We start from the raw sequence: 22,982 nt of genomic DNA, 5'->3' as shown, positions 1-22,982 counted from the left end.
AAATGTTTGTATATTCACATAGACTATATTTAGCCCTATCAATTTAAGGACTATATGTATCGATTATTTTATAACGCCTTAATAATTAGAGCCACTCTTACTTGCTTAGTAAGTATTTGCTGTATTTAAGGTAAATGCTGATAAAAATGACACTAAAACCAACCACTGCATTGATTCTTGGCGCTACTGGCATGATGGGGAATACACTTTTTCGATATCTCAATCAGAGCCCAGGTTTTATCTCTTACGGAACCATTCGCAACTCAAGTGATATTAAGCGCTTCAAGGCGGAAGATGCGCAGCAGATCCTAAGTGGCCTGGATGTAGGTAATTTAGCCCAATTGGCCGATATTATCAAAACCCTTAAGCCTGATGTTGTAGTTAACTGCATCGGAATAGTCAAACAATTATCTGAAGCGGATGATCCACTGCAAGTAATCCCTATCAATTCCCTGCTTCCACATCAATTAGCCAAAATCTGTTTATCGCACCAATCGCGACTTATTCACCTAAGTACAGACTGTGTTTTTTCTGGCAATAAAGGCTTATATACAGAGTCCGACTTTCCAGACGCGAATGATTTATACGGAAGAAGCAAATATCTCGGGGAAGTCGATTACCCTAATACCATCACCCTCCGCACATCAATTATTGGGCATGAAATGCATTCCAATAAAAGTTTAATTAATTGGTTCTTATCCCAATCCGGTGAAATTCAGGGGTTTACGAAAGCAATATTTTCTGGTCTGCCAACCATTGAACTCTCTAAAGTAATTCGAGATTATGTAATACCCAATAAATCTATGCGTGGTGTGTACCATATTTCCAGCGATCCTATAGACAAGTTTCATCTACTAGAGCTAACTAAGAATATCTATGGGAAAGAAATTAATATTATCCCAACCGACAAACTAAAAATAGATAGGTCTTTGGATTCATCTCGATTTCAAGCGGCAACAGGATATTCCCCCCCCGGCTGGCCGGATCTTATATTAAGCATGAAAAATTTTGGATAGACGCACTAAGGCAAATAATGTTTAAAGATAAAATACTACTTATAACTGGCGGCACCGGCTCTTTTGGGAACGCTGTGCTTCAGCAATTTCTAGATTCTGATTTGCGAGAAATTCGGATCTTCAGTAGAGATGAAAAAAAACAAGAAGAGATGCGTCTTGCCCTAAATAATGACAAGCTTAAATTTTATATAGGTGATGTACGAGATTACAGCAGCGTAAGCGATGCAGTTCGCGGGGTTGACTTCATTTTTCACGCTGCTGCCCTGAAGCAAGTGCCTTCATGCGAATTTTACCCAATGGAGGCAGTAAAAACGAACGTTCTTGGCGCTGAAAATGTAATGGCCGCAGCAATTGAACATGAGGTAAAGCGCTGCGTTGTCCTAAGTACTGACAAGGCGGTTTATCCGATTAATGCCATGGGTATTTCCAAGGCTCTGATGGAAAAGGTAATGGTAGCCAAATCTCGGATTTGCGATCCAAATAAAACCGTTCTTTGTGCTACCCGCTATGGAAATGTAATGGGATCCAGAGGATCCGTTATACCCCTGTTTATAGATCAAATTAAATCAGGAAAACCACTCACCATTACAGACCCCACTATGACTCGATTTCTGATGTCACTTGAGGAATCAGTTGCCCTTGTAATCTATGCCTTCACGAACGCAAAACCAGGTGATATTTTCGTTCAAAAATCACCAGCCTCTACTGTTGGAGATTTAGCAACGGCAATCAAGGAGCTATTAAAGTCTAATACAGAAATTAAAGTAATCGGAACGCGTCATGGCGAAAAACTCTATGAGTCACTAGTGTCCCGCGAGGAAATGGCAAGATCAGAGGATTTGGGCAACTATTACCGTATACCAGCAGATACCCGAGATCTTAATTACAGCAAATTCTTTGTCGAAGGAGAAACAAAAGTCTCTAGAATTGATGATTACACATCACACAATACCGACAGGCTAGATATACCGGGCGTTAAAAAAACTTTGCTTAAACTTGACTGGGTACAGAAAGCAGTAAATGCGTAAATTAAAAATAATGACCATCATCGGCACTAGGCCAGAAATTATTCGCCTCTCTCGCGTCATTCCAAAATTAGATGCATTTACAGACCACACCTTAGTACATACCGGCCAAAATTATGATTACGAATTAAATGAGGTTTTCTTCAAGGAGCTAGGTATCAGGAAGCCGGATAGTTTTCTAGATTCAGCCGGTGTAAATGCAGCAGAAACAATAGGAAAGGTCATTATTTCCGCAGATAAGGCCATGGAAACCTACTCACCAGAAGCCATCTTACTGCTAGGAGATACAAATAGCTGTATCTCAGCTATCTCCGCCAAACGCAGAAAGATACCAATTTTTCACATGGAAGCAGGGAATAGATGCTTTGATTTTAGAGTGCCAGAAGAAATCAATCGACGGATTGTTGACCACACCTCTGACATCAACTTAACTTATAGTGAAATAGCTAGAGACTACCTTCTCCGAGAAGGGCTTCCACCTGACCAAGTCATCAAAACAGGAAGTCCAATGAGAGAAGTTCTTGAATATTACTTGCCGCAAATAAATTCATCTAACATCTTGAAAGAATTAGGCATTTCACAAGAAAAGTACTTTATCGTTAGCTCCCATCGGGAGGAAAACGTTGACTCACAGAATAACCTGAAAAAATTACTGGAAATCCTTGATGCTATTGCAAAAAAATATCAATACCCAGTAATTGTTTCAACCCATCCCCGCACCAGAAAAAAACTTGATGAATTAAAGATCGATATAGATCCACTGGTAGTTTTTCATAAGCCATTTGGCTTTTTAGATTATGTTCATTTACAAATGAATGCAAAAGCAGCTCTTTCAGATAGCGGCACAATCACGGAAGAATCATCAATTCTTAACTTTCCTGCGATAAATTTGAGAGAAGTGCATGAAAGACCCGAGGGATTCGAGGAGGCAGCAGTAATGTTTTCAGGTCTAAACGTCGACAGGGTTTTGCAATGTCTTGAAATTTTAGAGAGCCAAAGCAGAGGGTCAAAAAGAGATATTTATATGGTGAAGGATTATGAAACGCAAAACGTCTCTGATAAAGTTTTAAGAATTATCCAAAGCTACACTGACTTTGTTAATAGTAAAGTTTGGAAAAAATAGTTCTAATCGTATGAATGAGCTTGAATTAAAACACCTAGATTTGGATGAGTTATCCAGAAAAGCAAGGCTCTCCCCAAGATTAAGGCAGCATTTAAATATTCACACTAATCATAATGAGTTATGCCAAAGATTATTTAACGGCATTGAACCAGATAGCTATATTAGACCGCATCGCCATAGCATTGATGGCAAAAAAGAGTTGCTCCTTGCGATAAGGGGATCATTTTCTCTTTTTATATTTGATAATTCTGGGCATATAGATCAAATAATAAATTTTGGTGCCGATTCAAATCTCGACCCCTGCTTAGGGGCGGAGGTTTCTCCGGCATCCTGGCATACAGTCCTCTCAAAATCGCCAGGCTCTGTTTTGCTAGAAATCAAAGAGGGGCCATTCAATCCAATCCACGCCAAAGAACTCGCGCCATGAGCTCCAGAGGAGGGCACCCCTGAATCCAAAAGATACCTCAATCAACTAATCTTAAACTCCAGCGCTATCCCTTAAGCTTAATGGCCTTAGATATAAAATTTCTAACCGAATTATCAATACGCCCAAATAAGCGCTTTAATTTTTCCTGTGGCCTGCCATCAAATGATGTGACATGAAAATATTCAGTTGCATCAGGCGAATTTACGGAGAAGAAATAATTTGAAACGCAGCATCTTGGCCTATCAACCTGAACCGGACTAACAGAATGCCAAGAGTCTTTATTTGTTTCCATAACAACAAAGCGATTGAACATGCAAGTTATAGTCTTGGGAATAGTTCTATCGTAGTTCCATAGCTCAAAATTCCCACCATTTTCAAAGCCCCAATCAGGACTTACGTAGTACAACAAATTTAATCTACGATAGCGATCTCTTTGGCCATCATGACTATTATCAATATGTGGATTCAAGAAGTCGCTTTTGAACATCATTGACAACCCACCAGCATATAGCCTTGGATCAGGCTCTAACGCGCTCATCCCAACCAACTTCTCTATGCAATCGACAACTCTTTGATCTTGAATGGCATAAGTAATATTGCCAAGAATTTGAGGGTGATCGGATAAATTTGCTGAAGTTCTCTTTTTCTCCCTAAAAGACTCACGATCATGAAAGCCAGAGGCATTTTTGGGGAACCCTTCATATATTGACTCTGCAATCTCCAGGGGGAGGAAATTATCAATAAAAAAGTGCTTAGTTTTAGTCCCCTTGGGATTCTCCCACTGCTCAAGTATTTCGGATTCAGCTTTTTTAAGCCTCTCCAGAATAAGGGAGACTAAAGTCTCAATACTTGGTACTTCATTCATAGTTTATCTCCAAAAAATCACATTACATTCTTGGCGGAAAAGCCAAACTAAAATCTTCACGTTCTAATGTTAAATTTGGGTTATATGCAGGATCCTTTCCAAGGATGCTGTCCCAACGTTTTTTCATATACTCCACCTCAGAGTTAAATCGATTAACTTTTTCTGGGCTATCTTCCGGGCCACGCGTTGCTGATTCGTGATGAAATAACTTTGCATAAGGTGTCCATACGTTCGCATACCCAGCCTCTTGAAGTTTTAGACAAAAATCAACGTCATTAAAAGCTATCTTTAAATTAGATTCATTCAACCCGCCAACCATTAGAAAAAGTTCTTTTCTAACCAAGAGGCATGCTGCTGTAACTGCCGAATAGGAACTAATAAGATTTGCGCGGTTGAAGTAACCTGCCCCCCCATCCGAAAGATATTTATGACTATGCCCAGCCACTCCGCCAACACCCAAAACCACCCCCCCATGCTGAAGTGAAGAATCTGAATACAGTAGTTTCGCGCCGACCGCCCCAACCCTTGGCTGAATGGCCAAGGAAACCATTTCGCCGAGCCACTCAGGGCTTATAACCTCAATATCGTTGTTTACTAAACATAACAACTCTCCCTTAGCCTCAGAAGCTGCATAATTATTTATAGCGGAATAATTAAATTCACCGTCATATTTAATAACCCTAATTCCATACTCGATTTCAGCTGTTTTGAAATAATTGAGGCTTTCATTTTCATCAGAACCGTTATCAACTAAGATAATTTCATAATTCTGATATTTAGTTTTTTTAATGATACTTTCAATACACTGCTCAACAAGTGCCTTACTATTTCTTGTTGGGATAATTAAACTAACTAATGGCAAGTTTTTTGGCAACGCATAACTTACGCGATATCCGTCAATAGTTGAGTTTACATTAGCTCTAATGCCTATTCGATCGAGGTGCTCTTGTAACGCCCTTTTACCCGCATCTTTTGCATAATTCTTAGCTGAACCCGATTGAGCGGTACTCAATTGATGGGCGCGCCAATAATACAAGAGTCGTGGCACGTGAACTATATCGCCATCTGAAATCTTCTCTATAAATCTTAACGCCAAATCATAGTCTTGGGCCCCCTCAAAGCCAAGCCTAAATCCGCCTACATCTTTAAGAATTGAGGTCTTATAGGCTCCAAAGTGACAGATATAATTTTGAGAATAAAAAAGATCTCTATTCCAGTCGGGCTTAAAATATGGCGCAAATTTGTTACCAACCTCATCAATCTTTGCCTCATCCGAATAAATAAGACTGGCATTAGGATTTTCATTAATCGACCCAACAATCCATAAAAGGGCATTTTTATCCAAAAGATCATCGTGATCCAAGAGACCAACCCATTCCCCAGTAGCTAAAGTTAGCGCATGATTTGAGGCTGCAGAAATATGTTCATTTATGTTTGAAAAATATACTTTTATGCGGGCATCTTTTGCCGCATAACTCTCAAGTATTTCTCGCAATTTACCATCCTGAGATGCATCATCAGCAATACATAATTCCCAATGCGGATAACTTTGCTGAATCACCGATTCAATAGCCTCTTTAAGCCATTGATGATTCGTTTTATAGACTGGCATCACAATAGAAATCAGTGGGGTCCTCTCAAAATCCTTAGACTTAGAATTAAGATTCTCTTCCGCAGAATTGAATAAGGCTGAATATTGATCCAGCCAAATTGAAAAAGCGCTTTGTTTTTCTGTGCCAATCCGACGAATGAATTTTTTTATTGCCTTAAGAAATTCAACAAAACCTTCATCACGCAAAATCTTTAACCAACTTTTTACTTGAGCTTGAACCCCATTTTCTAAATGTAATTTATTGCGAATAGTATTTGGTAAATTTTTTATGAACGACGATATCTTTTTTGCAAGCTTTACACTTTTTCTGAGAGGTCTTGTTAAGATCCAGCTTTTAGAATTCTCATACATCCTAATTGCATCATTCAATTGGCTAATGGTATGTACATTTTGCACTACTTCTTGATCTTTCTTTCTCGAATACAAATATGTATTTAAAAAATTAAGGTGATTGCCTAAGCCCCACTCCATTGGCTTCTCAAGCGGTCTGCCGTAAATCTGATTTTGCACTTCTGATTCTTGCTGTATGTAGTAATTAATGTCATCGTCACTAACATTAATGCCAACCGAAGAAAATACTTGTTCAATGAATTGACGGTGTGTTAATTCATCATAAGAAATATTTTTTCCATATCTACTTACCAATGGAAGGAGATTGAGTATTGCCCTTAACAACACCCTTCCTAGCTCTATATCAGTTTTTAAAACCCATTCCGTATCAAAGAAGATGGGCGCCCCCTCTGGGGTGATGACAATATTTTGAGGTATGCCATCAAAATATTTCGCAGGAACCAAATCTTGGCATGATTTTAGTTCAGCCAATCCTCCATCTTTTGAGATAAGCCCCTCTAAAATACGTACATATCTTTTGAAATATTTTCCAACCTCTTCAAAAGTCCATCCATCTCGACTAACGATTTGAATGAACTCCCATGAGAGCGTTTTACCCAAGCTATATTTCTGACTCTCTGGAAATAGAAAATTTACAGGTCCATCCAAATCACTTATTTTATTAAAATTTGTTTTTAGCGGGAAGTGAACTACATCAACGTCATGATCTTTTGAAATAAATAAAGTTTCTTTACAGTAAGAAGCTAAACGCTCTGCACTGTAGTGATAAGCCAAAATATCAGTTGACGGAACTCCCGCAGCAGCTGGGGAGGCAAGAATTAAAAATGAATTTGCCATATCAAGACCTAATCCATTCTTAACTACATCAGCCCAAGCTAGCTCCAATGAGAAATGGGTGCAGGGTGGCAGCTGGTGGTCCTTTTTAACGCTTTGCCATGCAAAGGCGGCTGCGTCAAAATTTGGGCTTTTAAACCCGCTTTCAGTCACGATCGAAGTAGGCAATTTATAGTCTGGAAACGGAGCCATAAATTGGGAATGAGAAAGCTCAGACTTAACAAGCATTTCCTCTAGCACTTTTTTTCCAAAGGTTTGAGGTTGGTCCTTCTGATACCTTCCCTCCACACCATACATTGGAGTGCCCAAATGGTCTTCAGGCGCACCAGCAAAATACTTTAATCCCAGTTGATTTTCAATTGCGATAATTAGCTGCCCCGTTGGCTTCAGAAGCTGCCGAACGCGCTTTAACATATTCAACGCCGGCTCATCACCGGGCGTGAATAAATTAGCATACTCCAGCACACCAATTAAGGTAATGACATCAAAGGTTTGGTCAGTTTTAAATTGATCAAACCTTTCACTTAAAACAGTTACATTCTCCAAGTCCCTGGTACGAGAACGCGCAATGCTTGCTCGCCTAGGACTCCCTTCCAATGCCAATATGTTTGCACCCTGCTCACCTAAATATCTAGTAATCGCTCCACATCCGGCACCAATTTCCAATACATCGCCTTTGAATATCTTTTGATAAGGCCTGAGGATATTAGAGCGCACACTAGATAGATGGTAGAGGGAGGCCCAATCGGTCACTTTGCCGCGCAACTCCGTTGAGAGCACGGAAATATCCTCGCTAGATGCAATAATGCCGCCGATTCTTGTTTCAATCTCATCGCCATCGTTGTATGAAATACCTCGATACTCAGGATGTCTCCAAATAGCTCTTTCGTCATCAAACCGATATCCCAAATTCTTTAAAGTATTTTTCATAATGAAGTGGCACTTACTTCTAATTGCATAGCTAAATTAATTAATCCAAAAAATTGTCTATTTGGTCTTACTGCTAGATGTATCGAGTCATAGCGGCGATCATGTGGCGTGAGATCTTCGCCCTGTTTTGTTACCACCCCCAAGGAGATGAAATAATCTCCAGGGGCTAGATCTGCCTTAAATTTTGCCTTGACAACAATCGCCGAGCCTTTAGAACCAGACTCATATATTGCCTCACAATCCAAGGTTTCAGAATTAGCGCCATAGACAGTAATACCCTCTTTTGTCTTGATGGTAATCCCCAGGATGGGACGCACCAATTCATTTGTGAATCTAATTGATAGGGCTAAAAGAATTTCTTGGCCCGACTCAATTGCGCTGGGATAGCTGACTCCATCTGCAGACAGATAAAAATCAAGGATAGAAACTGAGCCGTCGCCCCAACGATACTCATGCGGATTAAACCCAACATGCGTACTGAAAACATCTTCTATCAAATTTAATTGAAATTCATCTTCTTTTGTAACCGGACTGAGATCTTTGCCTGGCGGCATGGAAACTTCTAATGATTTTTTTTCTTTTCCAAATAGAAGATCGTTATATCGGTTGACTACTTTTCTCGGCTCACCAAGCTCAATTTGCCTACCTTCGTTCAGCAATATGGCCGACGAACAGTGGGAGACGATTTGCTCACTCGAATGCGTCACCAATAAGATGCTAGTGCCGTTATCTTTAAGCTGGCGAAGACGTTCAAAGCATTTAGCCTGAAAACGAACATCACCAACGGATAGCGCTTCGTCAACAATCAAAATGTCTGGATTAATCTGAGACTGAACTGCAAATGCCAAGCGCACACCCATACCACTTGAGTATGTCTTCACCGGCTGGTTAACAAATTCCCCAATATCTGCAAATGCCAAAATATCGTCATAGCAAGCGTCAATCTCTTCTTTAGATAATCCCAGTACTGCTGCATTTAGGTAGATATTTTCGCGCCCCGTAAATTCTGGATTAAACCCAGACCCCAACTCCAAAAGAGCGGCGATTCGGCCATGAGTTCTAATCGAGCCTAGGGTTGGACTTAAGGTGCCACATATCATCTGAAGCAGCGTGGATTTACCACTACCATTCTTTCCAATAACACCAACAGTCTCACCCTTGGGTACTGAAAAAGAAATATCCTTTAGCGCCCAAAATTCCCGAAAGTAGTGATGAGGATTGGCGCCAACAAGGGATTTAATTCTAGGAAAGAAAAATTGCTTTAAACGATCACGAGGGTGATCATATATCTCATAGCACTTGCTTAGCCCCTCTACCGCGATCGAAAACTGATTAGATGACATCAGCAAATCCTATTCTAGTTTTCTGAAACCATGCAAATCCGATAGATGCAATTAAACTTGTAATAGCCAGATATTGAAAATAGTTCAGCCAATCTGGAGCTTTCCCTAAAATTAAAGCGCCTCTCATCATCTCAATTTCCAGAGTCAATGGATTGAACATCAAAATACGCTGATATTGCTCCGGCAATGAGGTAATTGGGAAAAAAATTGGCGAGACAAACATCAATGCCGTTACTGCCAAGCCCGTAACTTGTGAAACATCACGCAAATACACGCCTAAGGAAGCCAAGAACCAAGAGATGCCCAAAATTAAAAGAAGGAACGGCAACAAGATAATAGGAAACAACAAAACTGTTGGCGCAGGAATACCAAAAAAGATGCAATAGCAAAGTAGCCATACAAAAAAGCTTATTAACATGTGGAAGCAAGCAGCTCCCAGATTAACCATAGGAAGAATTTCCAAAGGGAATATTACCTTTTTTACATAATTTGCATTAGCCAATATGATGCCGGGCGCACGATTGATGCACTCTGCAAACAGATTAAAGACAATCAATCCCACAAATAGCACCAAAGCAAATTCTGCTTTTGACTCACCCTCACCGCCCCAGCGGGCCTTGAACACAATGCTGAAGAAGAAGGTGTATACGAGCAACATTAAAAGTGGGTTAAAAAAAGACCATAAAATACCAAGCGCTGAACCTCGGTAGCGGCCTAAAACTTCCCTCATGATCAAAGAATGTATTAGGCCCTGATTTTTATGCAAGCTTTTGAGGATTGCTAAGGGTGAGCTTGAAAAGTTTTGCATTAGATTTTTCTAAATAGGATGGCTACTCGCAAACCTAAATTCGTTATAAATGTCTGCCTATAGACACCTGATTTTTCGAAGTTCATAAGGCGCTCAACAAGTCCACTGCTAACCCTGCATTGAGAAAAGAGATCTATTCTTTTTTTAGCATCGGCTGTAAGTAAGCCAGTAACACCGTTCAAGGCAATAATATGGCGCTCATTCCAACCCTTAAATCGACCTTCAAATAATTTCTGAATTCGACTCAGGCTAGCGCGCCAACCAGCATTCATGCCCCAGAGGTTATTGCTATGTTGGCGATAAAAAACTGTGGGGGATTTATCAAAATGCGTTACGCCACCAGCACCCGTGACAAGCATATAAGTCCACCAATCATGCAAAGGTATATCGGCATCTTTGCCAGCTTTCTGTAGTAATTGACGGGCAGCGGCATTAAATACCATGGTGTTACCGCTGGCTATATTTTGAACTAAAGCATTTGCAAATATTGCCGGCCGCCCATAATCAGGAGAATACGCAATGTGTTTTAAGTTTTCATCTACATATTCGGTTCGAGAACAATATAACGCCGGTAAGTCAGATGGTACGCTCTCAAGCCACTGCACCGCCTTTTTCAATTTGATTTTCATCCAAACATCATCTTGATCTGCATAAGCAAAAAAGTTTGCCCCGATATCTGGATTACAAACAAGAGAGAGAAAATTTTGTGCAAAGCCCTTTTTGGGGCCGTCAAAAACTTTTACCTCATGATCTGCATATTCATCAGCAAAATCTGCCAATATCTTTTTGGTAGCGTCAGATGATCCATCATCAGAAACAAACAGGCCCCAATTAGTCATATCCTGTGCCGCTATCGATTGCAGCTGCTCGCGCAGATATTTCTCGCCATTGTATGTGGCTAGTAATATGGCAACAGATAGACTGCTTTTCGGGTATGTTGACTCCAATATGCTCATTGCGTAATTATAACTTTTGACAGAAATTATTTTGCCAAAAATATGAGCTCAATTTAGCCAAATCTGAGCTTTAAAGCCTTCTCTTTAGCGCAATGAAAGCAGCCTAACTTAGTTTACATGCGCCTAGATAGTCTATAGCGCCTTGTTAGACAAAAAATCTGCATAGGCTAGCTGCAAACCTTCTGTCAAATCAACCTTAGGCGCCCATCCCAATCTATTTAATCTGGATGAATCCATCTGCTTACGTGGTGCGCCATCGGGCTTAGTGAGATCAAAAATGATCTTTCCTTTAAATCCTATAGTTTGAGCAACGGCTGCGGCTAATTGTGCAATAGTTATATCTGACCCAAAGCCGACATTAATATGACTTTGCATTGGCTCTGTGCATTGATCATAAATTATTTTATCCAGATCCATTACAAAAATTGAGGCTGCAGCCATATCATCAACGTACAAAAATTCTCGTTTTGGGGTTCCAGTACCCCATATTGACACTTCTGCCAAATGATTCACTTTAGCATCATGAAACCTTCTAATTAGGGCCGGTATCACATGACTGTTTTCAATGTGGTAATTATCGCCAGAACCATATAAGTTGGTTGGCATTACTGAGCGATAGTCAATTCCATGAGACAGACCATATTGACGGTTATAACTTTCGCATAACTTAATGCCCGCTATTTTTGCAATAGCATACGGCTCATTTGTAGGCTCCAGCTTTCCAGTTAGCAAAGCATTTTCGCTCATTGGCTGCACTGCTAATTTTGGATAAATACAGCTCGAACCCAAAAAGAGGAGTTTTTTTACTCCGCTTACAAAAGCTTGATGAATCACATTGGCTTCCATCATTAAATTTTGATATATGAATTCAGCCGGAAAAGTATTGTTCGCATGAATACCGCCAACCCTTGCAGCGGCTAGATAAACTTGATCGGGTCGCTCTAATTCAAAGAAGGCCTGAGCAGCAGCTTGATTAGTTAAATCTAACTCTGCATGCGTACGGGTAATAATATTTTGATAACCCTTTACCCGCAAATCTCGAACGATTGCAGAGCCGACCATTCCTCGGTGTCCGGCAACATAAATCTTGCTGTTGAAATCAATATCCATACTTTTAAGGAGTTAAATTAATTTTCTTTGCCAACAGACACTGAATACCCATGCTTTTTAAGTAAAGCATGTTGTCTTGCTTGGTCCAAATCATTGCTCGTCATCTCGAAGATCATTTGATCGAGTGTGATTTCGGGCACCCATCCCAGCTTTGCCTTAGCTTTGCCTGGGTCACCCAGCAGAGTTTCTACTTCGGTAGGGCGATAATAGCGAGGATCAATTCGCAAAATGGTGTCTCCAACTGTTAAGGCGGGCGTCTTATCCCCTTCAATCGCTGTGACTATAGCCTTTTCATTCTCGCCAGATCCTTCAAATTTCAAGGTAATTCCGAGTTGCTTGGCACTGCGAACTATAAATTCCCGAACGGTAAACTGCATGCCCGTTGCAATCACAAAATCTTCTGGTTTTTCTTGCTGCAGCATTAACCATTGCATGCGTACATAATCTTTTGCATGACCCCAGTCACGCAATGCATCAATGTTGCCCATAAATAAACATCCCTCCAAACCTTGGGCAATATTAGCAAGTCCACGGGTAATCTTACGAGTTACAAAGGTTTCACCACGACGCTGAGATTCATGGTTAAACAATATACCATTACAAGCGTAAATACCGTAGGCCTCACGATAGTTCACAGTAATCCAATAAGCATAAAGTTTCGCTACTGCATACGGACTTCTTGGGTAAAAAGGAGTCGTCTCCTTTTGCGGAATCTCCTGCACGAGGCCATACAATTCAGAAGTAGATGCTTGATAAAAACGGGTCTTCTTTTCTAACCCCAATATACGGATGGCTTCTAATATACGCAAAGGTCCAATAGCATCAACATCAGCAGTATATTCTGGAGATTCGAAAGAGACTGCTACGTGTGACTGTGCACCAAGATTATAGATTTCATCAGGCTGAGTTTGCTGAATAATACGCACTAAATTACTTGTATCAGTTAAATCGCCATAATGCAGAATTAAATCAGGATGATTGATATGTGGGTCTTGATAAATGTGGTCAATACGCTCAGTATTAAATGAAGAGGCGCGACGCTTAATGCCGTGAACGATATAGTTTTTTTCCAATAAAAATTCTGCCAGATAAGATCCATCCTGACCGGTAATACCAGTAATGAGGGCGACTTTTTGTTTACTCATATTGACTCTTCTATGTCTTCTTTCTATTCAGTAAATTAACTTCTGCCATAGCTATCTTCAAAACGAACAATATCATCTTCGCCCAAATAAACGCCCGATTGAACCTCGATAATTTCTAATGGCTCTTTTCCAGGATTTGCTAAGCGATGTACTTGTCCTTGTGGGATGTAAGTGCTCTGATTTTCTGTGAGCGTGATCACTTGATCGCCATTGGTAATTTCTGCGGTACCTTTCACCACAACCCAATGTTCTGCTCGGTGATGATGCATTTGGAGCGAAAGACTTGCGCCCGGCTTTACCTGAATACGTTTGACCTTAAAGCGCTCACCCTCATCAACACTGTCATACCAACCCCAAGGCCTAGCGACCTTGCGATGTAAATTCTTTTCTTCGCGCCCCTGGACTTCTAGTTGACTGACAATATTTTTTACGTCTTGGCTATTATTGCGATTGGCAATTAAGACCGCATCAGCAGTCTCCACAATCACTAAATTTTCAACGCCGACCGCACTGACTAAGCGACTACTTGAGTGCACTAAAGAATTCTTAGTATTAGTGATTAAAGTATCGCCAGAAGTGATGTTGCCATCTTGATCCCGTTGACCTACTTGCCATACAGCATCCCATGCTCCAAGATCATTCCAGCCGGCATCGAGCTCGACCATCTTGATTGGAAATGATTGGCTGCCTGGACATTTTTCAATGACTGCATAGTCAATCGATTCGCTAGGGATAGCCTCAAACTCTGGCTTGCCAGGGCGGATAAATCCGATACCACCAGAACCATCTTCAGTCTTTGCTTGCCATGCTTTTTCTGAGGCTAATAATATATCAGAGTGATATTCTTTTAGGGCCGATAGCCAAGTGCTGGCCCTGAGCACAAACATGCCGCTATTCCAAAGGTAATTTCCACTCGCTAAATAAGTTTTAGCAGTATTGCTATCGGGCTTTTCAACAAAGCGATCTACTACATAAGCATTGTTTTTATCTTTTGTGCCTGAACGCTGAATATAGCCATAGCCAGTTTCAGGCGCTGTAGGTTTAATACCTAAAATAGCAATCGTTTGTGGGTTACTCTGCACTGCTTGAATGCAATCTTGTAATGCTTTTGAAAATGCACCTTGATTCTGAATAGTTTGATCTGCAGGCGTAATTACTAAAATTGGATCTTGCTCGTTGGAGTTTTGAGCCGCACAAAACGCAGCCACGGTTAAGGCAGGTGCCGTGTTGCGGCCAACTGGTTCGAGCAATAAAGTGGCATCGATAGACTTGAGATCTCGAAGTTGATCCAATACTAAAAAACGATGATCTTCGTTCGTGACAACCAAAGTTTTGCCAAGGGCAATATCAGCAGCACCAACAGAACGAATGCGCTCAATCGCCTGCTGAAAAAGACTTTGCGAGGAGCTATCCCCAGATAGTACTAAAAACTGCTTAGGAAATCCCGAGCGAGATAAAGGCCATAGACGAGTGCCTGACCCTCCACACAAAATGACCGGTACAACATATGCCATGCAGATAACCCCATTAAGCGTTTAAGTTTTGCATGCCTTGACTAATCTCATGTCTAGTGCAAACTTAAATTCGATCGGTAAGCTAAAGCTTTAATAATTAAAGGTATTTTAGCCTGAGACTACGCCGCCATCATCAAAATAGAGGGTGTAAAACTACGTAACACTTCTTGGGTTTATGTAACACTCAATTAATGAGCTTAATAGGCATTTTTATTCACTAAACCACGCCAAGGGGTATAGAAAATGATCTTTAGGTCCAGCATTAATGACCAGTTATCGATATAAAACAGGTCATACTCAATGCGGGTTTGCAGGTCCGTATCGCCCCTCCACCCATGGATTTGAGCCCAGCCTGTAATACCAGCCTTAACGAGATGCTTTTTCATATAACCAGGTATCTCGTTTTTAAACTTTTCCACAAACTCGGGGCGCTCAGGTCTTGGTCCGACGATAGACATCTGCCCTTTTAGGACATTGAAAAACTGAGGTAGCTCATCTAAGCTGGTTTTACGCATCCAGCGACCGATTGGGCTAATTGCCTTTTGTGCAGAATTACCCCAAACAATGCCCTCTTTCTCAGTATTAACAGGCATGGTCCTAAATTTAAGAATCTCAAAAATCTCACCATTCCAACCCACCCTAGGCTGTCGATAAAAAATGGGGCCTGGCGAACTGACCTTAACCATGATCGCCAGCACTAAATACACCGGGGACAACAAAATCACAATGAAGAGCGACAGCCCAATGTCTTCAATTGTTTTAACCAAGAGATTGGAACCAGTCATTGGGGTGCCATATAAATCAACCATTTCTACGCCCAATACTTCAGAGACCCCGTGATTAATTAAGCGATAGGAGAACCAATCGGGAACTAAGCGCACATTGGCGGTGCTATTTTTAAGTCCTTCCATCAATACGCCAATCTGATGCTGTTCATCCATTGCTAGGGCCAGCCAAATCTCATCAAAAGATTCTTTGGCCAAATCATCTAGGTCTTCTTGCTTAGGATTGGTTAAAAATCTTCCCACCTTGAAGCCTGACCAGGGTGAGCGGGCAATGCGCTCTTGCAACTCTTTAGCCGTACCGCTTGATCCAATAATGGCTACGTGCTTTTGATTCATCCCAAGAATGCGCAATCTACCCAGAACCACATACATCAAGTAGCGTGCAATCAGCAAGCCAAAGAAAGCATAAATTGCCCAAGCCACAATCCAAGTGCGCGAATAGTAATCATTTGTCTTGGTGAAGAACAGGCCAAAGATAATCAAAATCCATGTCTTAGCAATCACTGTGCCGATAGACTGAATGAGCTTAAAAAATCCCTCGCTCCTCCATGAGCGATACAGGCGGTTACTTAAAAAGATAAAAGTTAATGCGCCTAAGAATATGAGCAGTGCATAGCGCCCAATATCGAGATGCGCATCTTGGTACGCGTCATAGGAATAAAAAGCGAGAAACCCACAAATTACAAATACCAACAGATCGACCATACGAGCGATTGTGGAAGGTAAAAATTTAGGAAATGCCATGCTTTTGAATTTAAGAAACCTAGGAAGATAAATGCTGCAACTGAAATTGCCAAGAAGAGAGGCACATATCAGCCAAAGTTCGAGTCGCCTGCCATTGCAAAACGTCTTTAGCCTTGTCGGCACTAGCGTAATAAACCGGCAAATCACCATCGCGGCGTTTGCCAATCTGCATAGGGATTGACTCTCCGGTAACTTTTTCAAAGGTGCGCACTAACTCTAGAACGCTATGAGGCTTGCCTGTACCTAAATTAATAATATGCATCCCTGGGGTTTTCTGAATTAAAGCCAAGGCTTTTTCATGGCCCTCGGCCAAATCCATCACATGTATATAGTCACGCTCTCCCGTGCCATCAGCCGTTTCATAATCATTGCCAAATACCGTTAAAAAAGGTCTTTGCTTAGCTGCAACTTGCATCATAAAAGGCATCAAATTATTGGGCTGATCATTAGGCAACTCGCCAATCAAGTGGCTTGGATGCGCGCCTACAGGATTAAAGTATCTCAAGCATGCAATTGCCCAACGACTGTCGGATGCAGCTAAATCTTTGAGAATTGCTTCTACCTGTAACTTGCTTTGCCCATAGGGGTTAATAGGCTTAGTAGGGTGTGATTCATCATACGGTAAGTACTCGGGCACACCATAGACCGTAGCGCTAGAGCTAAAAATAAATTGATACACACCCAGCTCTTGCATTACTTCCAATAAGGTAATCGTACCGCCCACATTATTATCAAAATAAAGTAATGGGTCTTTAACAGACTCAGCCACGGATTTAAGGCCCGCAAAATGCATGACTGCAGTAATTGAATGATCTGAAAAAATCTTTCGGAGTAATTTTTTATCGCGGACATCGCCCCGGTAAAAAGGGAATTTCCGATCAGTGAGTTTTTCAAGCTTCTGATGGACGCTTTCTTGACTATTGCAAAGGTTATCCAAAAGCACCAACTCTTGATTACTTTCAAGCAAGCTTGCAGCCGCATGGCTTGCTATAAAACCCAGGCCGCCAGTAATAAGAATAGTCATGGGCACATTTTACCCATGTATAGAGGCTTTTTAGGATTCCAGAGCACGCCGTCAGACGCAAATTGTTGGCAAATTCATTAAAATGGTTCTCGGCTGCATTTAAGGCCGCTAAGACATAAACCAGAAGGAGGCAAAATGACTACAAACAATATACCTAAGATCAATTTACGTAATTCCGTGACCGAATGCGGCAAGTCCGTGCGCAAAGAAAATGCAGGAAAGTATCAAAACTACGCCATTAAGGATTGCATTGTTTCGATTGCAGCAAGCAAGATCAAATAAATCACTGGGTTAATGCCTTGGCAAGTATTTGCTATTTTTAATGCTTGCCAAGTCGTCCACTGAACCCATGCACCAATCCCTCAAACATCATCCTGAGATTCTTCTTACGTGGTTTAAAAAATAAGGCACATGCTATAAAGCGTTTCAATAGACGTCCATAGCCGCCTATCTTCTCACTGGCGGAGAGATAGGGTTGACGATAAAGCCATAGGCCATTACGAAACTGATAGTAGTGACGAAGCGGGCTATGAAAGCAAAAGCTTCTACCAAAGATAAAGCGGATTTTTTCGCCAAGATTATGTTCTAACAAAGCATCTCGAACCCCAAAAGATTGAAAGCCTAATTGACGAGCTCTTAAGCCCCAGTCAATATCAACATAATCAATAAACAGCTCCTCTTGCATTGGTCCCACTGCATCAAAAGCTTTAATAGAAATCAATGATGCTGACGCAATAAGATAGCTCACTGGAATAATTTCTTCAGGGCCCTGATTATTCTGCAGCACTAAACGCAAGCCATGAAGGCTAACAAATGGACGAGAAGGTACTAAGCGGCGCGGGTCCTCATAGAATGGTCCAACAGCCGCTACTTTGATACCAGAGGCTTCTTTACTGACGCTAGCCTCTAGTAACTTACTAACCAAATCAGGTGCTGGAAGGCTGTCTTGATCAAATAGCACGGCATACTGCGCCCCATATGACTTGGCCAAAACCATGCCTTTGTTTTGCGCTGCGGCAATCCCATAGTTTTGGCCTAAACAATGCAACTCAATTGAGTGCTTTTTTGAAAACTCGGAAATCTCCTTAATGGCCTTCTTACTCGAGCCATTATCAATAATGATAATTTGATCGACCTGCGGTAATGTCAATTTCAATAGAGCACACAAGTCACTCCATTGAGGGTGATAGGTGACAACAACAGCGATGATCTTGGGAGAATTCAAAATGGGTATTGAGCTTATGAAAAAAATTGATACTACATAATAGTACTAATAATTCTAGTATTTAAAAGGATATTCGCACAAAAAGCATTATCTTTAACTTGGCCAGATGGTGGATTTTGCACCAGACCCACTATCTGAGAGGTTTATTAGGGTAAGACTTGCCTGTTAAGTTGCTATATATGGCGCCGACCAGGATTAATAAAATCGAATCGACCATCACCGGGAAAAAAGCATAGCGGTAATGTCCTACGTGCCCCAAAACAGCGATGAGCGCCACGGCGGCAGCTGGCGGGTGCAAGCAACGCAATATGAACATGCCCAAAATAGAGAGAGCCACCGCCAAAGGCAAGGTAATGAGCGCATCCCCCAGCAGTTGAAAACACAAAATGCCAACCAATGCAGATAGAGTATTCCCAGCAATCACAGCCCAAGGCTGAGCCATAGGGCTCTGTGGCAAAACAAATACCAATAAAGCGCTCGCGCCCAAAGAAGCCATTAGCCATTCACCTATACCACCAAGCTCACCAAGGAACTTAGCGGTAGTGAACACTAACAAGAGTCCTATAAAAGCCCCAAAAACTGAGCGCCAGCGCTCCACCCAGGCAACAGTTGGCTGGTCTCCACCCAAATAGAAGGCGTAATGCTTAAGTAAAGATTTGAAGAAATACCTCATGATTGCCGCCTGCCTTTTCCTCTAAGCCCGTTTAATGGTTTTCTCAATTTTGCTTTATTTAGAAGATTATCCATTGATAGGGTCCCCAATGATTAAAAGGTCAATACATTGGCAAGACAGGTGCAGCTAGTAAAAGACTAGAATCACATAGAAGTTGCCCGGACCCCAACATAAAGAAATGAAGGCTTACCCCTGAATGAGCTCAGTTAAAAAGAATATTGCTTGGAGCTTATCTTCTAACGTATCACCTCTGCTCGCTGGTTTAATTTTATTTCCCAAAATTATTGCAGCCTACGGCTTGGAGCAATTTGGTCTACTGACCTTAGCTTGGGCCTTTATTGGCTACTTCAGCCTATTTGATTTGGGGCTATCTCGCGCCCTCACCCAAAAAGTTTCCGACTACATGTCGAAAGATAAATCTCCGCAAGAGATTGCCCAACTCATTCGTACTGGGTTTATTTCAATGTGGCTTTTGGGCATTCTTGGTGGTTTAGTGCTGTGGCTTTGCTCACCACTTATATTGAATCACTTCCTCAAGATTTCAGATGCGCTGCAAGCTGACAGCCTGCAAGCATTTGGGTTGCTTGCACTATCTATTCCACTAGTAGTTCATACGGCAGGGCTACGCGCCGTGCTCGATGCCCTTCATCTATTTAAATCCACTAGCCTTATTAGAACCGTCTTGGGGGTAGGAACTTTTTTAGCGCCTTACCTGGCATCCCTTGTATCGCCAACACTGACCAGCGCCGTGATCTCACTCATCATCACCCGCTTGATTACATGGTTGCTTTATTTATACGCCGTGTATCACTCAAAAATTCTTATTTTCAAAACAAAATTATTTAACTTAGAACAACTTAAATCACTACTTCAATTTAGCGGCTGGATGACTATTAGCAATATCATCAGCCCCCTCATGGAGTATATGGATCGCTTCATGATTGCCAGTATTTTGGGTGTAGTCGCAACAAGTTATTACGTTGGGCCTACTGAGGTGATTTTTAAGCTTTTCATAATCCCTGGATCTATTGCTGGAGTACTCTTCCCTTTATTTTCTAAGACATGGCAAAAGGATCCGATTCACACAGCCCATTTACTGAAGCAAGGTTTTTTATATACGCTGTTGTTACTATTTCCCGCCTCAGTATTGCTAGTCTTTTTTGCAACTGACTGGCTTAGCCTTTGGCTCACACCTGAATTTGCAGAACAAGCCAGGCTAGTAGTGTGCTGGCTAACGATTGGCGTCTTAATTAACAGTACCGCCCAAATTGTCTTTGCAAAAGTCCAAGGTTCGGGGCGCTCCGATTGGACTGCCAAACTTCATCTTGCCGAAGTTCTACCTTATCTGGGTCTTCTTTATGCCTGCTTATATTGGTGGGGTATTGCAGGGGCGGCGGTCGCTTGGTGTATTAGAGTCAGTATTGACCTAATTGGGTTATTGGTATTCACCAAAAAGATCAATCCCGATAATTTCAAGGTCCTTCACCTCCCTTTGTGGACGCTTTTACTGTCTGTAGGCCTTCTCATTCCGTCCGTCTTTAACGCATCACTTCAAATCAGGCTCATCGAAGCTTTTTTGATCCTCACTATGTATCTTTTGATATTGATAAAGGTGCTTAAAGCTGATGGGATGCTGGAAAAGATCATGCAAGCATTGAGATCGAAGAGGTCTACCTAAGCTGCTAAAAACCATTTATAAATAAATAAGGCCACCCATAGGTGGCCTTACATAAATACATGATTAACTAAAAAATCATTAAGCCTTCTTGGCGTATGCAGAGCACCAGCCTGGGCCTGCTACTTGCTTACCAGCAAACAATGAGCAACCACCAGCTGGAGATCCGGCCTTACCTTGATAAAGTGCGCAGTTGTCACATTTTTGACCAGCAGCGTACTTAGGATATTTTGCTTTATCTACTTTAGAGGCATCCGCTTTGTAACCCAATGCAGCAGCTTGTGGATCAGTTTCAGCAACCATTGCTTGAGCTTGAACTTTACCGTTCAATGCCAATGTACAGGCACCAGCAGCAGACAAAATCATAAATTGGCGACGACTATTTTTCATGGATTCTCCAAAAATAAATCAGTAATAAATGTGTAAGCGCATCTATTAACAACGCGCCCGTTTAAAAACTAGAATTGATCATAGTCGAGATGATTTAATGTTTCCACATACTCCGTAAGTCAATGATTTATATGGATATATAGATGAGAATTGTTCTCAAGAATTAAACACTGCAATTGAAAGCTTGGCTCAAGCAAAGAACGAGTCGATGAAAACAAAACAGCTGGATTTTGAATGAGTGGCTACTTCCAGCCCTTGAGATTCATGCAACCCATCCACTGGCGAAGATGAACGCCAGAGCCTGCCTCTGGGTAATCCTCTTTGCATTCTTTCAAATCTTTGTTGTAGGTGGCCTTGTTGTTTTTGGAGGGATCTTGATTCTCAGTTGGCAGACTGACACATCCAGCAATAGAAATAAATAAGAGAATGCTAAGGGCTTTAAAAAGTGGGCTTAGTTTATGCATAATTACTTCCCGCTCTTATTTAACAACTTCATATAAGCGCCATGATTGCCGCATGCCCGATTGAATGCAACTGCAGGCATTGATTCTCTGGCACCAATAGAGGAATTAGATTTTGAACTCTGACCTTGGGCAACCAATGAGTATGAATTTTCCTGACAATAAGCCGTAAAAATATAATCCTCTTGTTTGATCAAATCCCTACCCAATGTATATGAACTTAAGCTCATTTGGCGAATATTTTTTTTGTTATCAATAATAGTAATTTCGTTATTGATAACATCATAGAAAGTAGGCGGTTTTGTATTGACGGGATCAAGGACTGCCTCTTGCTTGGCGATGAGAAGCTGCTTATTTTGCTTTTCATCAAACACCTCTACTGGTGCCTTCTGGGCAATTGGTGCGGGTAATGCACCATCTTGATATAGAAAGTAATTAACATTTTGATTGTCAATAAACTTTCTACCACAAAGGCGAGTTCGCACATAGGCCATTGCTGTTCTTGGGGCAATCTTCACCCAGCCAGAGCCGTTAACGGGCTTGGTTTCGCCGACTAAAGGTGCTTTAGCAACCATATTTTTGGTATACAAAGTTTCAGACCATTGATGATTGCTAAAGCAATCTATTTTCTGACGATAAGGGCCAACCATGGTTGAGTTGAAAGGCGTAAACTTATTAATTTCTCTGGGAGAAAAGAAAGCATCAAAAGTGAGAATGTCATCCTCATTCTGGATGAGTGTGTATGGGTCGTAGTACCAAACCTTGGATTTCGATTCGGCCAATAAAATCCATGTACGAGTTTCGTAATCTTTTTGGTTCAGTGGTGGAATGTAAAAAAATGGTGACTCTACTTCTTCAGTCATCTTTGTTTGGTAACTCTGTCTCATTGGCCCAGACGTACAACCGACAGCAAACAATACTGCAAGGATGAGAACTTTTTTCATCG

At 41.3% G+C, this 22,982-nt stretch carries 21 protein-coding genes; 6 read left to right on the top strand and 15 right to left on the bottom strand.

The window, feature by feature from the left end; translation table 11 throughout:
* Positions 1-146 precede the first annotated feature (146 nt).
* From QMF28_RS01720 to QMF28_RS01705, 4 genes are read left to right on the top strand one after another with little or no spacing between them, the layout of a single operon-like run.
* On the top strand, positions 147-1,016 hold the full coding sequence (locus QMF28_RS01720; RefSeq protein WP_281742895.1) for a dTDP-4-dehydrorhamnose reductase family protein: 870 nt from the start codon (positions 147-149) through the stop codon (positions 1,014-1,016).
* A 17-nt stretch (positions 1,017-1,033) separates the two neighbouring features.
* The gene (locus QMF28_RS01715; protein ID WP_281742893.1) at positions 1,034-2,044 is read left to right on the top strand and encodes a polysaccharide biosynthesis protein; all 1,011 of its coding nucleotides are present in this window, start codon (positions 1,034-1,036) and stop codon (positions 2,042-2,044) included.
* Positions 2,037-3,164 carry a UDP-N-acetyl glucosamine 2-epimerase gene (locus QMF28_RS01710; RefSeq protein WP_281742892.1) on the top strand — a complete coding sequence of 376 codons (1,128 nt, stop codon included), beginning with the start codon at positions 2,037-2,039 and terminating at the stop codon, positions 3,162-3,164. Before QMF28_RS01715 ends, QMF28_RS01710 begins: the two co-directional genes overlap by 8 nt.
* A gap of 10 nt (positions 3,165-3,174) precedes the next feature.
* On the top strand, positions 3,175-3,591 hold the full coding sequence (locus tag QMF28_RS01705; protein WP_281742891.1) for a WbuC family cupin fold metalloprotein: 417 nt from the start codon (positions 3,175-3,177) through the stop codon (positions 3,589-3,591).
* 64 nt (positions 3,592-3,655) lie between these two features.
* On the opposite strand, the gene QMF28_RS01700 is transcribed toward QMF28_RS01705, so the two are convergent.
* The 10 genes from QMF28_RS01700 to galE form a co-directional block, all read right to left on the bottom strand.
* Positions 3,656-4,456 carry a 2OG-Fe(II) oxygenase gene (locus tag QMF28_RS01700; RefSeq protein WP_281742890.1) on the bottom strand — a complete coding sequence of 267 codons (801 nt, stop codon included), beginning with the start codon at positions 4,454-4,456 and terminating at the stop codon, positions 3,656-3,658.
* A 22-nt stretch (positions 4,457-4,478) separates the two neighbouring features.
* Complete coding sequence (locus tag QMF28_RS01695; RefSeq protein ID WP_281742889.1) at positions 4,479-8,183, bottom strand: glycosyltransferase; 3,705 nt, start codon at positions 8,181-8,183, stop codon at positions 4,479-4,481.
* Complete coding sequence (locus QMF28_RS01690) at positions 8,180-9,526, bottom strand: ABC transporter ATP-binding protein (protein ID WP_281742888.1); 1,347 nt, start codon at positions 9,524-9,526, stop codon at positions 8,180-8,182. Before QMF28_RS01690 ends, QMF28_RS01695 begins: the two co-directional genes overlap by 4 nt.
* The gene (locus QMF28_RS01685; RefSeq protein ID WP_281742887.1) at positions 9,516-10,334 is read right to left on the bottom strand and encodes an ABC transporter permease; all 819 of its coding nucleotides are present in this window, start codon (positions 10,332-10,334) and stop codon (positions 9,516-9,518) included. Before QMF28_RS01685 ends, QMF28_RS01690 begins: the two co-directional genes overlap by 11 nt.
* Complete coding sequence (locus QMF28_RS01680) at positions 10,334-11,290, bottom strand: glycosyltransferase family 2 protein (protein WP_281742885.1); 957 nt, start codon at positions 11,288-11,290, stop codon at positions 10,334-10,336. Before QMF28_RS01680 ends, QMF28_RS01685 begins: the two co-directional genes overlap by 1 nt.
* 132 nt (positions 11,291-11,422) lie before the next feature.
* The gene (gene fcl / locus QMF28_RS01675) at positions 11,423-12,400 is read right to left on the bottom strand and encodes a GDP-L-fucose synthase (protein WP_281742883.1); all 978 of its coding nucleotides are present in this window, start codon (positions 12,398-12,400) and stop codon (positions 11,423-11,425) included.
* 17 nt (positions 12,401-12,417) lie between these two features.
* Positions 12,418-13,545, bottom strand: coding sequence for a GDP-mannose 4,6-dehydratase (gene gmd / locus QMF28_RS01670; protein ID WP_281742882.1), 1,128 nt, complete (start codon positions 13,543-13,545; stop codon positions 12,418-12,420).
* A gap of 35 nt (positions 13,546-13,580) precedes the next feature.
* The gene (locus tag QMF28_RS01665; RefSeq protein ID WP_281742880.1) at positions 13,581-15,059 is read right to left on the bottom strand and encodes a mannose-1-phosphate guanylyltransferase/mannose-6-phosphate isomerase; all 1,479 of its coding nucleotides are present in this window, start codon (positions 15,057-15,059) and stop codon (positions 13,581-13,583) included.
* Positions 15,060-15,256: 197 nt separating this feature from the next.
* A complete protein-coding gene (locus QMF28_RS01660; protein WP_281742878.1) occupies positions 15,257-16,588 on the bottom strand; it encodes an undecaprenyl-phosphate glucose phosphotransferase in 1,332 nt (443 codons plus the stop codon).
* A 19-nt stretch (positions 16,589-16,607) separates the two neighbouring features.
* On the bottom strand, positions 16,608-17,612 hold the full coding sequence (galE, locus tag QMF28_RS01655; protein ID WP_281742876.1) for a UDP-glucose 4-epimerase GalE: 1,005 nt from the start codon (positions 17,610-17,612) through the stop codon (positions 16,608-16,610).
* 135 nt (positions 17,613-17,747) lie between these two features.
* Here galE and QMF28_RS01650 point away from each other — a divergent pair, with 135 nt between their 5' ends.
* Entirely contained in the window at positions 17,748-17,894 is a 147-nt protein-coding gene (locus QMF28_RS01650) for a hypothetical protein (protein ID WP_281742875.1), read from the top strand.
* Between the two features lie 37 nt (positions 17,895-17,931).
* Here QMF28_RS01650 and QMF28_RS01645 read toward each other — a convergent pair whose 3' ends face one another.
* Together QMF28_RS01645 and QMF28_RS01640 are read right to left on the bottom strand one after the other, a co-directional pair.
* Complete coding sequence (locus tag QMF28_RS01645; protein ID WP_281742874.1) at positions 17,932-18,837, bottom strand: glycosyltransferase family 2 protein; 906 nt, start codon at positions 18,835-18,837, stop codon at positions 17,932-17,934.
* 130 nt (positions 18,838-18,967) lie between these two features.
* Positions 18,968-19,510 carry an HPP family protein gene (locus tag QMF28_RS01640; RefSeq protein ID WP_281742872.1) on the bottom strand — a complete coding sequence of 181 codons (543 nt, stop codon included), beginning with the start codon at positions 19,508-19,510 and terminating at the stop codon, positions 18,968-18,970.
* A gap of 196 nt (positions 19,511-19,706) precedes the next feature.
* Here QMF28_RS01640 and QMF28_RS01635 point away from each other — a divergent pair, with 196 nt between their 5' ends.
* Positions 19,707-21,188 (top strand): flippase, encoded by a 1,482-nt coding sequence (locus tag QMF28_RS01635; protein ID WP_281742871.1) that lies wholly within the window; start codon positions 19,707-19,709, stop codon positions 21,186-21,188.
* A gap of 78 nt (positions 21,189-21,266) precedes the next feature.
* On the opposite strand, the gene QMF28_RS01630 is transcribed toward QMF28_RS01635, so the two are convergent.
* The 3 genes from QMF28_RS01630 to QMF28_RS01620 all read right to left on the bottom strand — a co-directional run bounded on the left by QMF28_RS01630 (position 21,267) and on the right by QMF28_RS01620 (position 22,980).
* Entirely contained in the window at positions 21,267-21,575 is a 309-nt protein-coding gene (locus QMF28_RS01630; protein WP_281742870.1) for a high-potential iron-sulfur protein, read from the bottom strand.
* Positions 21,576-21,817: 242 nt separating this feature from the next.
* Positions 21,818-22,039: a hypothetical protein gene (locus QMF28_RS01625; RefSeq protein ID WP_281742868.1), complete on the bottom strand. Its 222-nt coding sequence runs from the start codon at positions 22,037-22,039 to the stop codon at positions 21,818-21,820.
* A 2-nt stretch (positions 22,040-22,041) separates the two neighbouring features.
* Positions 22,042-22,980, bottom strand: coding sequence for a hypothetical protein (locus tag QMF28_RS01620; RefSeq protein WP_281742867.1), 939 nt, complete (start codon positions 22,978-22,980; stop codon positions 22,042-22,044).
* Between the last annotated feature and the right edge of the window lie 2 nt (positions 22,981-22,982).

Source organism: Polynucleobacter yangtzensis (genome assembly GCF_027924165.1).
GTDB lineage: Bacteria > Pseudomonadota > Gammaproteobacteria > Burkholderiales > Burkholderiaceae > Polynucleobacter > Polynucleobacter yangtzensis.
The sequence above is the reverse complement of the archived record's forward strand: the minus strand, read 5'-3'. Positions and strand labels throughout refer to the sequence as shown.

Coding starts and splice junctions, on each gene's coding strand:
- QMF28_RS01665 (WP_281742880.1), bottom strand. CDS start 15,059: ATGGCATATGTTGTACCGGTCATTTTGTGTGGAGGGTCAGGCACTCGT.
- QMF28_RS01680 (WP_281742885.1), bottom strand. CDS start 11,290: ATGAGCATATTGGAGTCAACATACCCGAAAAGCAGTCTATCTGTTGCC.
- QMF28_RS01705 (WP_281742891.1), top strand. CDS start 3,175: ATGAATGAGCTTGAATTAAAACACCTAGATTTGGATGAGTTATCCAGA.
- QMF28_RS01695 (WP_281742889.1), bottom strand. CDS start 8,183: ATGAAAAATACTTTAAAGAATTTGGGATATCGGTTTGATGACGAAAGA.
- QMF28_RS01630 (WP_281742870.1), bottom strand. CDS start 21,575: ATGAAAAATAGTCGTCGCCAATTTATGATTTTGTCTGCTGCTGGTGCC.
- QMF28_RS01625 (WP_281742868.1), bottom strand. CDS start 22,039: ATGCATAAACTAAGCCCACTTTTTAAAGCCCTTAGCATTCTCTTATTT.
- QMF28_RS01710 (WP_281742892.1), top strand. CDS start 2,037: ATGCGTAAATTAAAAATAATGACCATCATCGGCACTAGGCCAGAAATT.
- QMF28_RS01700 (WP_281742890.1), bottom strand. CDS start 4,456: ATGAATGAAGTACCAAGTATTGAGACTTTAGTCTCCCTTATTCTGGAG.
- QMF28_RS01635 (WP_281742871.1), top strand. CDS start 19,707: ATGAGCTCAGTTAAAAAGAATATTGCTTGGAGCTTATCTTCTAACGTA.
- QMF28_RS01690 (WP_281742888.1), bottom strand. CDS start 9,526: ATGTCATCTAATCAGTTTTCGATCGCGGTAGAGGGGCTAAGCAAGTGC.
- QMF28_RS01715 (WP_281742893.1), top strand. CDS start 1,034: ATGTTTAAAGATAAAATACTACTTATAACTGGCGGCACCGGCTCTTTT.
- QMF28_RS01660 (WP_281742878.1), bottom strand. CDS start 16,588: ATGGCATTTCCTAAATTTTTACCTTCCACAATCGCTCGTATGGTCGAT.
- gmd (WP_281742882.1), bottom strand. CDS start 13,545: ATGAGTAAACAAAAAGTCGCCCTCATTACTGGTATTACCGGTCAGGAT.
- QMF28_RS01640 (WP_281742872.1), bottom strand. CDS start 19,510: ATGAGGTATTTCTTCAAATCTTTACTTAAGCATTACGCCTTCTATTTG.
- galE (WP_281742876.1), bottom strand. CDS start 17,612: ATGACTATTCTTATTACTGGCGGCCTGGGTTTTATAGCAAGCCATGCG.
- QMF28_RS01620 (WP_281742867.1), bottom strand. CDS start 22,980: ATGAAAAAAGTTCTCATCCTTGCAGTATTGTTTGCTGTCGGTTGTACG.
- QMF28_RS01650 (WP_281742875.1), top strand. CDS start 17,748: ATGACTACAAACAATATACCTAAGATCAATTTACGTAATTCCGTGACC.
- QMF28_RS01685 (WP_281742887.1), bottom strand. CDS start 10,334: ATGCAAAACTTTTCAAGCTCACCCTTAGCAATCCTCAAAAGCTTGCAT.
- fcl (WP_281742883.1), bottom strand. CDS start 12,400: ATGGATATTGATTTCAACAGCAAGATTTATGTTGCCGGACACCGAGGA.
- QMF28_RS01720 (WP_281742895.1), top strand. CDS start 147: ATGACACTAAAACCAACCACTGCATTGATTCTTGGCGCTACTGGCATG.